The sequence below is a fragment of the Paraburkholderia sp. RAU2J genome (genome assembly GCF_003634845.1).
Classification (GTDB): Bacteria; Pseudomonadota; Gammaproteobacteria; order Burkholderiales; family Burkholderiaceae; genus Paraburkholderia; species Paraburkholderia fynbosensis.
Genome location: NZ_RBXG01000001.1, coordinates 2,109,979 through 2,122,828 on the forward strand (window position 1 = coordinate 2,109,979; position 12,850 = coordinate 2,122,828).

Below are 12,850 nucleotides of genomic sequence, written 5' to 3' on the forward strand. Positions count from 1 at the left end.
GCAGCGTGAAGCGACGGCCCGTCAGCTTCGTATCGCCTGCCCATGACTCTTCGATCCGCTGCACCCGTTTCCTTCGACGCTTTGCCCAATCCGCGCGGCGGTGCCGTCCGGCCCGCGGAGCTGGCGCTGGCCGAAGCGTCGTTGGCATTCGAACAGAATCACGAGAGCGCGTCGGCGCTGCTGCGTGCGTCGCACGCGCTGCGCGGAGCCGGCTGGCTCAGCGCGCAGCGTTTCGCGGATGCGCTAGTGCGGCTTTCGCCGCTCACAGCGGGCGGTCCGTCCGACGCCGACAGCGCGCGGCCTGTGTTCGGCGCGGCCTTGCGCGACTTTCGCGCCGCGCTCGAGCGCCACAATCTACGCGAGCTGTCCTGCTCGCCCAAGCTGTTTGATCATTACCGCGCGCTTTGTGCGCATCTGTCCGAGCACACGCCCGGTTCCACCGTCGCTTTCGAAGATCTCGCGCTGAGCGCCCGTCCGGTGCCGCCGGCGTCGCTGCACGCGCAGTCTGCCGACCAGCTGTCTCACCTGCGCGCGCGCTACGAGCGCGCGCTGCTGCCGGTGCTGCGCTCGCAGGCCGACACGGGCAGCGCGGCGGCGCTGGCCGTCACCAACGCGGCCCTCGACGAACTCGATGCCGTCTTCACCGAGCTCGCCGGCCCGGACCCCTACGATTTCTGGCGTCTCGCCAAAGCCTGCGCGAAGGCCTTGCGGGTTGGCGGCCACGCGACCGGCGAAGCCGAGGCGCGGCGCTTCTACGCGCGCTGCAATCTGGCGCTGGCCGATCACGCGCGGGGCGTCGAGCGCGCGCCGCACTCGCTGGTGCGCGCGACCTTGGCGCTGCTGTGGCGCGACTACGCGCTGTTCGGTGCCGCGGCGGAAGATGCCGATCAGGTCGAGGTTTTGCACGACTACGGCCTGACCGTCGACTGGCACGTGGCGGGCACCCAGTCGTCCGAAATGCTCTGGGAGGCGGGCGCGATCGAGGCACAGTCGATCAGCGCGGCCCGCGTATTGCTGACCCGCGATCTGGGCGTGCTGACGGTCAACGCAAACGCCTACGAAGATTTCCTGCAGACGGCGGACGCGTCGATCGCCGCATTGACCGAGCACGCCCGCGCGGCCGATCAGCCGGAGAAAGCCGATCCCGGCGAAGCGCTGCAGGCGGGCGATGCCGCCTACCGGCTCGGTTCCGCCGCGTGCGCGCTGGGACTCGGCCACGTGGCGCTGCTCGCCGATGCGCTGGGGCTCGCGTGGCGCCGGCGTGCGCACGCGGGGGTGTCGACGCCAGCGGTCCGCGCGCATGTGATCGTCGGTGCGCCGCCGGCGGGCACGCTCGAACAGGCGGCCGAAGCACTGCGCGCGACGCTGCACAAGGTCGCCGCGGGCGTCGCGCCACCGGGCGGCGGGCTCACGCAGACGACGCTCGCCACGCTGACGCGCGCGATCGAGCAGGGCGGCGGGTGAGCTGTGGTTTCGGGGAGTTTCCCTGTCCCAGCCTCCCTCCCCGCGACCTCGCCACACCGCGAGGCCAAAACCCCGCCCCGCCCCATACGCCCACATGCCTCACCCACACCGTGGCCCAGGCCCGCGTGCGTGATAGAGTGCAACTTGATTCGTCGTCGATGGCTCGCGGCATGTTTCATGACACGTATCGCGGTTCCACGCTCAAAGCCCGCCATCCTGCATCGTCTTTGCTAAAATCCGAACTATGTCCAAGAGTACCGATCGCATCAATCTGACCAACCAGTTCCTGATCGCCATGCCGAACATGGCTGATCCGACGTTTTCAGGAACGGTGGTCTACCTTTGCGATCACAGTGAGCGCGGCGCGCTCGGCCTCGTGATCAACCGGCCGACCGACATCGACCTCGAAGCGCTGTTCAATCGCATCGACCTCAAGCTCGAAATCGAACCCCTTCTTCACGTGCCCGTGTATTTCGGCGGCCCGGTGCAAACCGAGCGCGGCTTTGTGCTGCACGAACCGAAAGACGGCAACGCGTACACGTCGTCGATGTCGGTGCCGGGCGGTCTGGAAATGACCACCTCGAAAGACGTGCTCGAAGCCGTTGCTAGCGGCACCGGTCCGGAACGTTTCCTGCTCACGCTCGGCCACGCCGGCTGGGGCGCGGGTCAGCTCGAAGAAGAGATCTCGAAGAACGGCTGGCTGACGGTCGAAGCAGACCCGAAAATCGTCTTCGACGTCCCCGCCGAAGAGCGTCTCGAAGCCGCGCTCGCGCTGCTCGGCATTTCGCTGTCGATGCTGTCGGGCGAGGCGGGCCACGCATGAGCCTGCCGGCCGGACGTGAGGCGACGCTGCTTGCGTTCGACTACGGTGAAAAACGCATCGGCGTGGCGGTCGGCAACTCGCTGACACGCAGCGCGCGCCCGCTCGTCATCGTGCAGAACCGCAGCCGTGAATACCGCTTCGAAGAGGTCGGCAAGCTGATCGCCGAGTGGCGGCCGGACGCGCTGGTGGTCGGCTTGCCGATGCACCCGGACGGCACGCCCCACGAAATGACCCAACTCGCGAAGCGCTTCGGCAATCAGCTGAACGGCCGCTTCAATCTGCCGGTGACGTGGATCGACGAGCGCTATTCGTCGGTCGAGGCGAAAGCGGGAATCCGCGCGGGCAAAGGCCGCGCCGATATGCTCGACGCCGAAGCCGCGAGCATCATCCTCCAGCAATATCTAGACGGACTTTCCGACGATCATGAGTTCCATTGACGCCGAAGCGCTTTATCGCGCGTTGCTCGACCAGATTCGCGCGGTCCATGGCGATCAGCCCGGCTTCGTGCTGGCCGGCATTTACAGCGGCGGCGCGTGGCTTGCCGAGCGGCTCGCGCGCGACCTGAACCTGCCGAGCTTCGGCGTGGTGAACGTCGCGCTGCATCGCGACGACTACGCGAAAAAAGGCCTGCATTCGCAGGCGAGCCCGACCTCACTGCCGTTCTCGGTCGACGGCGCGCACATCGTGCTGGTGGACGACGTGCTGTACACCGGCCGCACGATTCGCGCGGCGCTCAACGAGCTGTACGACTATGGCCGTCCGGCGTCGGTCGAACTGGCGGTGCTCGCCGATCGCGGCGGACGCGAGTTGCCGGTGGCGGCGCGCTTTGTCGGTGGCGTGGTGACCGTGCCCGCCGACGCCACGCTCGTGCTGGCCCGCGAAGAGAACGGCGAAGCGGGCGCACCGCGTTTCACTTTTCACACTGAAGCACGCGTCGATTGAACCCAGCGCGACCCAGTGCGCGGCACAGCATCCGCCGGCGCAGCGTCACGCATCGGCAAACCACGAAAAGAATTTGAAGCCGGCCGCCGCCGCATGGCGCTCGAAGGCTGGCGCAAAATCGTCACACGCAGTCAGCATCGACATCGATCACGTTGAAGCCCGTATTTGAAGCAGGTACACCATGAACACCGCCACCCAGGCTCCGCAGGATTCCGCCGACAGCGCCAGCGAGCGCTTCCGCTATGGCTTCCTGAAGGGCAACCCGCAGCTCACGAAAAACGGCGAGCTCAAACATCTGTTGTCGATCGAAGGTTTGCCCAAGGCCATCGTCAACCAGATTCTCGACACCGCCGACCAGTTCGTCAGCGTGACCGATCGTGAAGTCAAGAAGGTGCCGCTGTTGCGCGGCAAGTCGGTGTTCAACCTGTTCTTCGAGAACTCGACCCGCACCCGCACCACCTTCGAAATTGCCGCGACACGTCTGTCGGCGGACGTGCTGAACCTGAACATCAATGCGTCGTCGACCAGCAAGGGCGAGTCGCTGCTCGATACGATCAACAACCTGTCGGCGATGCATGCCGACATGTTCGTCGTACGCCATGCATCGAGCGGCGCGCCTTACCTGATCGCGCAGCACTGCGCGCCGCACGTGCACGTGATCAACGCCGGCGACGGCCGTCACGCGCACCCGACCCAGGGTCTGCTCGACATGTACACGATCCGCCACTACAAGAAGGACTTCACGAAGCTGCGTGTGGCGATCGTCGGCGACATTCTGCATTCGCGGGTCGCACGCTCGGATATCCATGCGCTGACCACGCTCGGCGTGCCGGAAGTGCGCGCGATCGGTCCGCGCACACTGCTGCCGGGCGGCCTCGAACAGATGGGCGTGCGGGTGTTCCACAATCTCGACGAAGGTCTCAAAGACGTCGACGTGATCATCATGCTGCGTTTGCAGAACGAGCGCATGAGCGGCGCGTTGCTGCCGTCGGCGCAGGAGTACTTCAAGAGCTGGGGCCTGACGCCGGAGCGTCTCGCGCTCGCCGCGCCCGACGCGATCGTGATGCACCCGGGTCCGATGAACCGCGGCGTCGAAATCGATTCGCAGGTGGCCGACGGTCCGCAATCGGTGATTCTGAATCAGGTGACTTTCGGTATTGCGGTGCGCATGGCGGTGATGGGCATCGTCGCGGGCAACCACGATTGAGTGCGCCAGGTCCGGGCGCTGCGCCGCAACAGGCGGGGCGGCGTCGAGTCACCCCGTTATGCCGGCACCCACACACGGTACGACCCACGCGGTAATTCACGCGTGGTTTAGCTGAACACCAAGCTGAACATAAGGCAGCGCATGAAGATTCATATTCAAGGCGGCACGCTGATCGACCCGGCAGCGGGCACCGAACAGCAGCAGGACATTTTCATCGCGGCAGGCGAGATCGTCGCCATCGGCGAGGCGCCGGCCGACTTCCACGCGGCGAAGACGATCGACGCGAAGGGCCTCTACATCGCGCCGGGTCTCGTCGACCTGTCCGCGCGTTTGCGCGAGCCTGGCTACGAACACAAGGCGACGCTCGAATCCGAAATGGCCGCGGCGCTCGCCGGCGGCGTGACGAGCCTCGTCTGTCCGCCGGACACCGACCCGACGCTCGACGAACCGGGCCTCGTCGAGATGCTCAAGTTCCGCGCGCACAACCTGAACCAGGCGCACGTGTATCCGCTCGGCGCGTTGACGGTCGGCTTGAAGGGGCAGGTCATCACGGAAATGGTAGAGCTGACCGAGGCGGGCTGCATCGGCTTCTCGCAGGCCGACGTGCCGGTGGTCGACACCCAGGTGCTGATGCGCGCGCTGCAATACGCGAAGACTTACGGCTACACCGTGTGGCTGCGTCCGGTGGACGCCTACCTCGGCCGCGGCGGTGTCGCCGCGAGCGGCGCGCTGGCGTCGCGGCTCGGGCTCTCGGGCGTGCCGGTATCGGCGGAAACGATTGCGTTGCACACCATCTTCGAACTGGTGCGCGTGACGGGCGCGCGCGTGCATCTGTCGCATGTGTCGTCGGCGGCCGGTATTGCGCTCATGCGGGCGGCGAAGGCCGAGGGCTTGCCGGTATCGTGCGACGTCACCGTGAATCACGTCCATCTGATCGACCTCGACATCGGTTACTTCGACGCGCAGTTCCGCCTCGACCCGCCGCTGCGTCAGCAGCGCGATCGCGAAGCGATCCGCGCGGGTCTCGTCGACGGCACGATCGACGCGATCTGCTCCGACCACACGCCGGTCGACGACGACGAAAAGCTGCTGCCGTTCGCCGAAGCCACGCCGGGCGCAACCGGGCTGGAACTGTTCCTGTCGCTGACGGTGAAATGGGCCGACGAAGCGGGCGTGCCGCTCGCCAAGGCGCTGAACCGCATCACGGCGGCGCCGGCCGACGTGCTCGACCTGAACGCGGCCGGCCGCATCGCGGTGGGCGCGGTGGCCGACCTCTGCGTGTTCGACCGTCACGCGCATTGGCGCGTCGAGCCGCGCGCATTGAAGAGCCAGGGGCACAACACGCCGTTCCTCGGTTACGAACTACCGGCGCGCGTGCGGGCGACCATCGTATCCGGTCACCTCGCGTTCGAGCAGCATTGATCGCGGCGACATCCCATCGCTCATAACACGCACGGCCATTGTCCAGTCACGGAACGCTCCGACCATGAAGCTCGCGTTACGCAAAGCCCGTCTGATCGCGCATCTGCTGCACGGCATGTGGACTGTGGCCACGCGCTTTCCCGGCGCCGGCGCTGAACGGCGTCACGCCCTCAATCGCGCGTGGTCGCTGAAGATGCTGCGCCTGTGCGGCATGCGGCTCGTCGTGCATAACGACAATGCGCGGCTCGACCGCGGCGCGCTGGTGGTCGCCAATCACATCTCGTGGATCGACATCTACGTGATCAATGCGTGGCGGCCCACGCCGTTCGTGTCGAAGGCGGAGATCCGGCAATGGCCAGTGGTCGGCTGGCTCGCGCAGCAACTGGATACGGTGTTCATCCAGCGCGAGAAGCGCAGCGACGCGAAGCGGATCATGCACGAGCTGTCGGACCGTCTGAGCGCGGGCGAGCTCATGTGCGTGTTTCCCGAAGGCACCACGTCCGACGGGCTCACGCTGCTGCCGTTTCACGCGAATATGTTCCAGGCGGCGGTGTCGGCGGCGGCGCCCGTGCAGCCGCTGTGCATCATGTATGAAGACGCGCAGGGCCGGCAGTCCACCGCGCCCGCGTATATCGACGACCTGTCGCTTGCCGATTCGCTCAACCTGCTGTTGCGCGGCGGGCCGCTGACCGCGCACGTGTATGTGGGCGAGCCGCTCGCACCGGGTGCGGACCGGCGGGCGCTGGCCGCGCAAGCGGAAGCGATCATCGGCGAAACATTGCGGCAGATGCAGCGAGGCACCGCTAAAGCGGGAGTAGTGGCGGAAGAGACCACGGCGTCCGCCGCGACGGGAACGTTGATCGAGCCCGCCGACCGGTCGGGCCATTCGGCTTGATGTCTGGCTGGGTGCCGGCTTAAGCGCCGGGTTTGACGCCGGGCCTCGCGGCTTGCGCCGGCGCCGGCTTCAACGTTCTGTCTGCCGCGCCGGCGCATTCTCCATGCACCGGCTCGCACAGGTCTAGTTGCCGCCGCCGGGCTCGCGGCAGGACTCGCAGTCGACCTGCGTCAGCGTGCGTTCCGCGGGATCTTGCGCAAGCCGCACCGCGGACAGTTTCTCGCCCCACACGCAACCCGAATCGAGTCCGATCAGGTTCTCACGCATCAGCAAACCGAGCGCGGCCCAATGGCCGAACACCACGGTGACGTCCGCGGTCTTGCGCGACGGCACGTCGAACCATGGCACGCAGCCCGACGGCGCGGAGTTCAAGGTGCCGCTGCTGCTGAAATCCATCGCGCCCTCGGCATTGCAGAAGCGGATGCGCGTCAACGCGCTGCATGTCACGCGCAAGCGGTCGATGCCCTTGAGGCCGGGCTTCCAGCGATTGGGCTCGTTGCCGTACAAACCGGCGAGCGTTTCCTTCCAGTTCGGCGCGCGCAACGCGCGTTGCAACTCGTCGGCGAGTTCGAGCGTCAGGTTCACGTCCCATTGCGGCAGGACGCCCGCATGCACCATCAGCATGCCGTTCTCGAAATAGGCGAGCGGGCGGTGGCGCACCCATTCGAGCAGGTCGGCGGCGTCGGGCGCGGCGAGGATGTCGTCGATCGTGTCGCCTTTCTTCGACTTGCGAATTCCCGCCGACACCGACAGCAGATGCAGATCGTGATTGCCCAGCACCGGCACCGCGCGCTCGCCGAGCGCGATCACGTCGCGTAGCGTGGCGAGCGATTCGGAGCCCCGGTTGATCAGATCGCCGGCGAACCACAGCGGCGTGCCGGCCGGCGGCGCGGCCTTGGCGAGCAATTGCTGGAACGGCTTGCGGCAGCCCTGCAGATCGCCGAAAGCCAAAGGGACCAATGAAGAGGAAGCAGTGGAAGTGGTGGAGGGTGTCATCAAGGAGTCGGTGCGGTTCGATACTCGCGGTGACGCACGAGGCGTGCCGCGTTCGGCAGTGCAACATGCTAGCGTGACATAATAGCCCGTTTGATGCTCCGATTTGGCGCCAGGTCGCGTCGGCCGCCGCTAGCAGGCGGCTTCGCAAGCACCGCGCGCGATATTGCAACACAACAGGATGACCCTCGTGAACGGAGAATGCATGTCGTCTATCCATGCGAAGCCACTTATCCGCACGCTCGTCACCGGTGCGAGCGGCTTTACCGGCCGCTATCTGGTTGAAAAGCTGCTCGGCCGCGGCCATACCGTGATCGAAACGACGGCCAGCCGCGACGAACCTGAAACGCCGACGCGGCTCAGGCTCGACATTACGTCGCCGGAGGCCTGCTGTCGCGTGATCGAGACCGCGCGGCCGGACTACATTGTGCACCTCGCCGCGATCAGCTTCGTGGGCCATAGCGACCCGCTCGATTTCTACCGCGTCAATGTGGTCGGCACGCTGAATCTGCTGGAGGCGTGCGACGCCGTCGGTCATATACCGCGCAAGGTGCTGATTGCGAGCAGCGCGAACGTCTACGGCAACGTCAGCGGCGAAGCGATCGACGAGAGCTGTCCGCTCACGCCGGTCAATCACTATGCGGCCAGCAAGGCGGCCATGGAAACGATGGTGCGCACGTGGTTCGAGCGCTTGCCGATCCTGATCGTGCGGCCGTTCAACTACACCGGCCGCGGCCAGGCGCCGAACTTCCTCGTGCCGAAGATCGTCGAGCATTTCGCGCGCCGGGCGCCGTCGATCGAACTCGGCAATATCGACGTCGCGCGTGACTTCTCGGACGTGCGTTACGTGGCGAGCGCGTACGACGCGCTGCTCGATTCCGCTGCCGCATCCGAAACCGTCAACGTCTGCACCGGCACGCCCTACACGTTGCGCAGCATTCTTTCGGCCGCCAGCGAACTGACCGGGCATGAGCTCGAAGTTCGCATCAATCCCGCATTCGTGCGCAAAACCGACGTGAAGGTGCTGGCCGGATCGCCGGCCAAATTGCGCGCGCTGGTGCCGGAGGTCGAGTCGATTCCGTTCATCGATACGCTGCGTTGGATGCTTACTGCATAACGCGCGGCATCCGCGGTTAGCGATCGCCTCGCTATTTGCGTAGCTTATCGCTGGCCGACTGCAGCCTGCCGACTGCAGCCTGTCATCGCGCCGCGTATGCGCCTGGATGCCATTGCCGGCATGGGCGCGTGCGCTGCAGTCGCTTTCTGTTCGTTATGCGCCGCTCGTCGAGCGCGATGCGGCGCGCCATCTTTCCCGCCTCGCCGGCATCGCTGCGTGCGGCAACATCTGCTCGCAAGCGGTCCACCTCGGAAATCTCATAATGCAGGTCAATAGCAACCAATCCTGTCAAGCTGTTTCAAGTTGTTAGGGTTGCTAGTTTTTGGCGGGGGCGGCTTTATAATTGGGGCATCATAAAATTGGCGTCTGAGCGTCTGCGTCCCGAGGGGCGGAGACAACGGGCGCCTGCAGAATCGGAACATCAACACGCGGCGTGAGCGGGCCGGCGAACCCATTCCGACCTGCCACTAACATCTAGAAGGGAATTTCATGATCCTGGTAACGGGCGGCGCCGGTTTTATCGGCGCCAATTTCGTGCTCGACTGGCTCGATGCCTCCGACGAAGCGGTGCTCAACGTAGACAAGCTGACCTACGCTGGCAACCTTGGCACGCTCAAGTCGCAACAGGGCAATCCCAAACACATCTTCGCGCGCGCGGACATCTGTGATCGCGCCGCGCTCGACGCGCTGTTCGCGAAGCACAAGCCGCGTGCCGTTTTGCACTTCGCCGCCGAAAGCCACGTGGATCGCTCGATTCACGGCCCGGCCGACTTCGTGCAGACCAACGTGGTCGGCACCTTCACGTTGCTCGAAGCCACCCGCAGCTACTGGAACACGCTCGGCGAAGCCGATAAGGCGGCGTTCCGCTTCCTGCACGTGTCGACCGACGAAGTGTTCGGCTCGCTGTCCGCTACCGATCCGCAATTTTCCGAAACCACGCCGTACGCGCCGAACAGTCCTTATTCGGCCACCAAGGCGGGCTCCGATCACCTCGTGCGCGCCTACCATCACACGTATGGCCTGCCGGTGCTGACGACGAACTGCTCGAACAACTACGGTCCGTACCAGTTCCCCGAAAAGCTGATTCCGCTGATGATCGCCAACGCGCTGGGCGGCAAGCCGCTGCCGGTCTACGGCGACGGTCAGAACGTGCGCGACTGGCTGTACGTCGGCGACCATTGCAGCGCGATCCGCGAAGTGCTCGCGCGCGGCACGCCGGGCGAGACCTACAACGTGGGCGGCTGGAACGAGAAAAAGAACCTCGAAGTCGTGCACACGCTGTGCGACCTGCTCGATCAACTGCGTCCGAAGGCGGGCGCTTCGTATCGCGATCAGATCACGTATGTGAAGGATCGTCCGGGCCACGACCGCCGTTATGCCATCGACGCTCGCAAGCTCGAACGCGAACTCGGCTGGAAGCCGGCGGAGACGTTCGAGACGGGGCTGGCGAAGACAGTCCAGTGGTATCTGGACAATCAGGCCTGGTCCGACGAAGTCGCCTCGGGCGAATATCGCAAGTGGGTTGAAACCAACTACGCGCAGCGCGCGTAAAGGCACGGCAATGGCGCGTAAAGGCATTATTCTCGCGGGCGGATCGGGCACCCGCCTGTATCCGATCACGCACGTCGTCTCCAAGCAACTGCTGCCGGTCTACGACAAGCCGATGATCTACTACCCGCTGTCCACGCTGATGGTGGCGGGCATTCGCGACGTGCTGATCATCTCCACGCCGCAGGACACGCCGCGCTTCGAAGCGATGCTCGGCGATGGCAGCCAGTGGGGGATGAACATCCAGTACGCGGTTCAGCCGTCGCCGGACGGTCTCGCGCAGGCTTTCATCATCGGCCGCGACTTCGTGGGCAACGATCCGTCGGCGCTGATTCTCGGCGACAACATCTTCTACGGCCACGATCTCGCGAAGCAGCTCGAACGCGCGAATAACCAGGACGAAGGCGCCACCGTGTTCGCGTATCACGTGCACGATCCGGAGCGCTACGGCGTGGTCGAGTTCGACAAGCAGTTCCGCGCGTTGTCGATCGAGGAGAAGCCGGCCAAACCGCGTTCGAACTACGCGGTTACCGGTTTGTACTTCTACGACAGGCAGGTGTGCGATATCGCGGCGGACATCAAGCCGTCGCCGCGCGGCGAGCTCGAAATCACCGACGTCAACTCGCGTTACCTCGCCAATGCTGCGCTCAATGTCGAGATCATGGGCCGCGGTTATGCGTGGCTCGACACGGGCACGCACGATTCGCTGATCGAAGCGGCCACGTTCATCGCGACGCTGCAAAAGCGCCAGGGTCTGGTGGTCGCGTGCCCGGAAGAAATCGCGTACCGGCGCAGCTGGATCGACGACGAGCAACTGCTGGCGCTCGCCAAACCGCTCGCCAAGAACGCCTACGGGCAGTATCTGCAAAACATTCTTACGGACCAAGTGGCATGGCCATCCAAGTAATCGCTACCGCGCTGCCCGAAGTCAAGATCATCGAGCCGAAGGTGTTCGGCGATGCGCGAGGATTTTTCTTCGAGAGCTTCAATGCGATCGAGTTTGCCGAGAAGGTCGAGGCAGGCGTCGAGTTCGTGCAGGACAACCACTCGCGCTCGGCGAAGGGCGTGCTGCGCGGCCTGCATTACCAGATCCAGAATGCGCAGGGCAAGCTGGTGCGCGTGGTCGAAGGTGAAGTGTTCGACGTGGCCGTCGACATTCGCAAGAGCTCACCGAATTTCGGCAAGTGGGTGGGCGTGCATCTGTCGGTGGAGAACCAGCGGCAACTGTGGGTGCCGCCCGGTTTTGCGCACGGTTTCGTGGTGCTATCCGAATCGGCGCAATTTCTCTACAAGACCACCGATTACTGGTTCCCCGAGTACGAGCGCAGCATCGTCTGGAACGATCCGGCGATCGGCATCGAATGGCCGTTCCACTTCGAACCGCTGCTGGCCGCGAAAGACGCGGCGGGCAAGCGCCTGGTCGATGCCGAAGTCTACGCATAAGGGGGTGGCCGGATGAGCGCACACAATGCCACGCGGACGATTCTCGTCACCGGTGTAAACGGCCAGGTAGGCTACGAGCTTGCGCGCACGCTGCAAGGGCTCGGCACCGTGGTCGCGGTGGACCGCGCGCGGCTGGATCTGTCGAATCCCGAGCAGATTCGCGCCGTAGTCCGCGACGTGCGGCCCGCGCTGATCGTCAATCCCGCGGCTTATACGGCGGTGGACAAGGCGGAGCAGGAGTTCGACCTCGCCATGCGCATCAACGGTGAAGCGCCGGGCGTGCTCGCCGAGGAAGCGAAGAAGCTGGGCGCGGCGCTGATTCACTATTCGACCGACTACGTGTTCAACGGCGAGAAGGACGGCGCGTACGTCGAGGATGACCCGACCGATCCGCAAAACGCCTACGGGCGCACCAAGCTCGCGGGCGAGCAGGCGATCGCGGCAACCGGGGTGAATCATCTGGTGCTGCGCACGAGCTGGGTGTACGGCACGCGCGGCAAGAATTTTCTGCTCACCATGCTCCGGCTGGGCGCCGAGCGGCCCGAGCTGAAGGTCGTCGCCGACCAGTTCGGCGCGCCCACGTGGTGCAACACGATCGCCACGCTGAGCGCGCACCTGAGCGCCCAGGCCTTTGCCGCCGAAGACGGCGCGAAGTGGTGGAGCGAGCGCTCGGGCGTCTATCACCTGTGCGCCGGCGACGTGACCTCGTGGCACGGCTTCGCATCGGCGATCTTCGAACTCGCCGACCTGCCGAACAAGCCGAACACGCTGCCGATTCCGGCGGCCGACTATCCGACGCCCGCCGCACGTCCCGCCAATTCGAGAATGTCGAACGAGAAGCTGGGGCGTGTATTCGGGCTGGCCGCGCCGCATTGGCGCGACGCGCTGAAGCTGTGTCTGACGGACGGTTTTCCGCAGTCGCCCGCCGCTCGTTCCTGACGCGCGGTTTCGGCATGGGCTTTTGTGATGCGATGCGCGAGGCGACGGGCTTGATCC

General features: G+C 65.2%; 13 protein-coding genes. 12 read left to right on the forward strand and 1 reads right to left on the reverse strand.

The window, feature by feature from the left end; translation table 11 throughout:
- Nucleotides 1–42 precede the first annotated feature (42 nt).
- The 7 genes from B0G69_RS09680 (at nucleotide 43) to B0G69_RS09710 (ending at nucleotide 6,753) form a co-directional block, all read left to right on the forward strand.
- Nucleotides 43–1,464, forward strand: a complete 1,422-nt coding sequence (locus B0G69_RS09680; RefSeq protein WP_121316671.1) for a hypothetical protein — start codon at nucleotides 43–45, stop codon at nucleotides 1,462–1,464.
- 244 nt (nucleotides 1,465–1,708) lie between these two features.
- Nucleotides 1,709–2,287, forward strand: a complete 579-nt coding sequence (locus B0G69_RS09685) for a YqgE/AlgH family protein (protein WP_121316672.1) — start codon at nucleotides 1,709–1,711, stop codon at nucleotides 2,285–2,287.
- A complete protein-coding gene (ruvX, locus tag B0G69_RS09690) occupies nucleotides 2,284–2,724 on the forward strand; it encodes a Holliday junction resolvase RuvX (RefSeq protein ID WP_121316673.1) in 441 nt (146 codons plus the stop codon). The genes B0G69_RS09685 and ruvX overlap by 4 nt, the downstream gene beginning before the upstream one ends.
- Nucleotides 2,711–3,229 carry a bifunctional pyr operon transcriptional regulator/uracil phosphoribosyltransferase PyrR gene (gene pyrR, locus B0G69_RS09695; protein ID WP_121316674.1) on the forward strand — a complete coding sequence of 173 codons (519 nt, stop codon included), beginning with the start codon at nucleotides 2,711–2,713 and terminating at the stop codon, nucleotides 3,227–3,229. The genes ruvX and pyrR overlap by 14 nt, the downstream gene beginning before the upstream one ends.
- 181 nt (nucleotides 3,230–3,410) lie before the next feature.
- Nucleotides 3,411–4,436 (forward strand): aspartate carbamoyltransferase catalytic subunit, encoded by a 1,026-nt coding sequence (locus B0G69_RS09700; RefSeq protein WP_121316675.1) that lies wholly within the window; start codon nucleotides 3,411–3,413, stop codon nucleotides 4,434–4,436.
- Between the two features lie 141 nt (nucleotides 4,437–4,577).
- Nucleotides 4,578–5,858 carry a dihydroorotase gene (locus tag B0G69_RS09705; protein WP_121316676.1) on the forward strand — a complete coding sequence of 427 codons (1,281 nt, stop codon included), beginning with the start codon at nucleotides 4,578–4,580 and terminating at the stop codon, nucleotides 5,856–5,858.
- Nucleotides 5,859–5,922: 64 nt separating this feature from the next.
- Nucleotides 5,923–6,753 (forward strand): lysophospholipid acyltransferase family protein, encoded by an 831-nt coding sequence (locus tag B0G69_RS09710; RefSeq protein WP_121316677.1) that lies wholly within the window; start codon nucleotides 5,923–5,925, stop codon nucleotides 6,751–6,753.
- 123 nt (nucleotides 6,754–6,876) lie between these two features.
- Here the strand turns inward: B0G69_RS09710 and B0G69_RS09715 are convergent, their stop codons facing one another.
- Complete coding sequence (locus tag B0G69_RS09715) at nucleotides 6,877–7,749, reverse strand: symmetrical bis(5'-nucleosyl)-tetraphosphatase (protein WP_121316678.1); 873 nt, start codon at nucleotides 7,747–7,749, stop codon at nucleotides 6,877–6,879.
- Nucleotides 7,750–7,951: 202 nt separating this feature from the next.
- On the opposite strand from B0G69_RS09715, the gene B0G69_RS09720 reads away from it, so the two are divergent.
- From B0G69_RS09720 to rfbD, 5 genes are all read left to right on the forward strand, one after another.
- Nucleotides 7,952–8,863, forward strand: coding sequence for a GDP-mannose 4,6-dehydratase (locus B0G69_RS09720; RefSeq protein ID WP_121316679.1), 912 nt, complete (start codon nucleotides 7,952–7,954; stop codon nucleotides 8,861–8,863).
- A 489-nt stretch (nucleotides 8,864–9,352) separates the two neighbouring features.
- On the forward strand, nucleotides 9,353–10,414 hold the full coding sequence (gene rfbB / locus B0G69_RS09725; protein WP_121316680.1) for a dTDP-glucose 4,6-dehydratase: 1,062 nt from the start codon (nucleotides 9,353–9,355) through the stop codon (nucleotides 10,412–10,414).
- 10 nt (nucleotides 10,415–10,424) lie between these two features.
- Nucleotides 10,425–11,318, forward strand: coding sequence for a glucose-1-phosphate thymidylyltransferase RfbA (rfbA, locus tag B0G69_RS09730; RefSeq protein ID WP_121316681.1), 894 nt, complete (start codon nucleotides 10,425–10,427; stop codon nucleotides 11,316–11,318).
- Nucleotides 11,303–11,854, forward strand: a complete 552-nt coding sequence (rfbC, locus tag B0G69_RS09735; RefSeq protein WP_121316682.1) for a dTDP-4-dehydrorhamnose 3,5-epimerase — start codon at nucleotides 11,303–11,305, stop codon at nucleotides 11,852–11,854. The genes rfbA and rfbC overlap by 16 nt, the downstream gene beginning before the upstream one ends.
- Nucleotides 11,855–11,866: 12 nt before the next feature.
- Nucleotides 11,867–12,793 carry a dTDP-4-dehydrorhamnose reductase gene (rfbD, locus tag B0G69_RS09740; protein ID WP_121316683.1) on the forward strand — a complete coding sequence of 309 codons (927 nt, stop codon included), beginning with the start codon at nucleotides 11,867–11,869 and terminating at the stop codon, nucleotides 12,791–12,793.
- Nucleotides 12,794–12,850 lie beyond the last annotated feature (57 nt).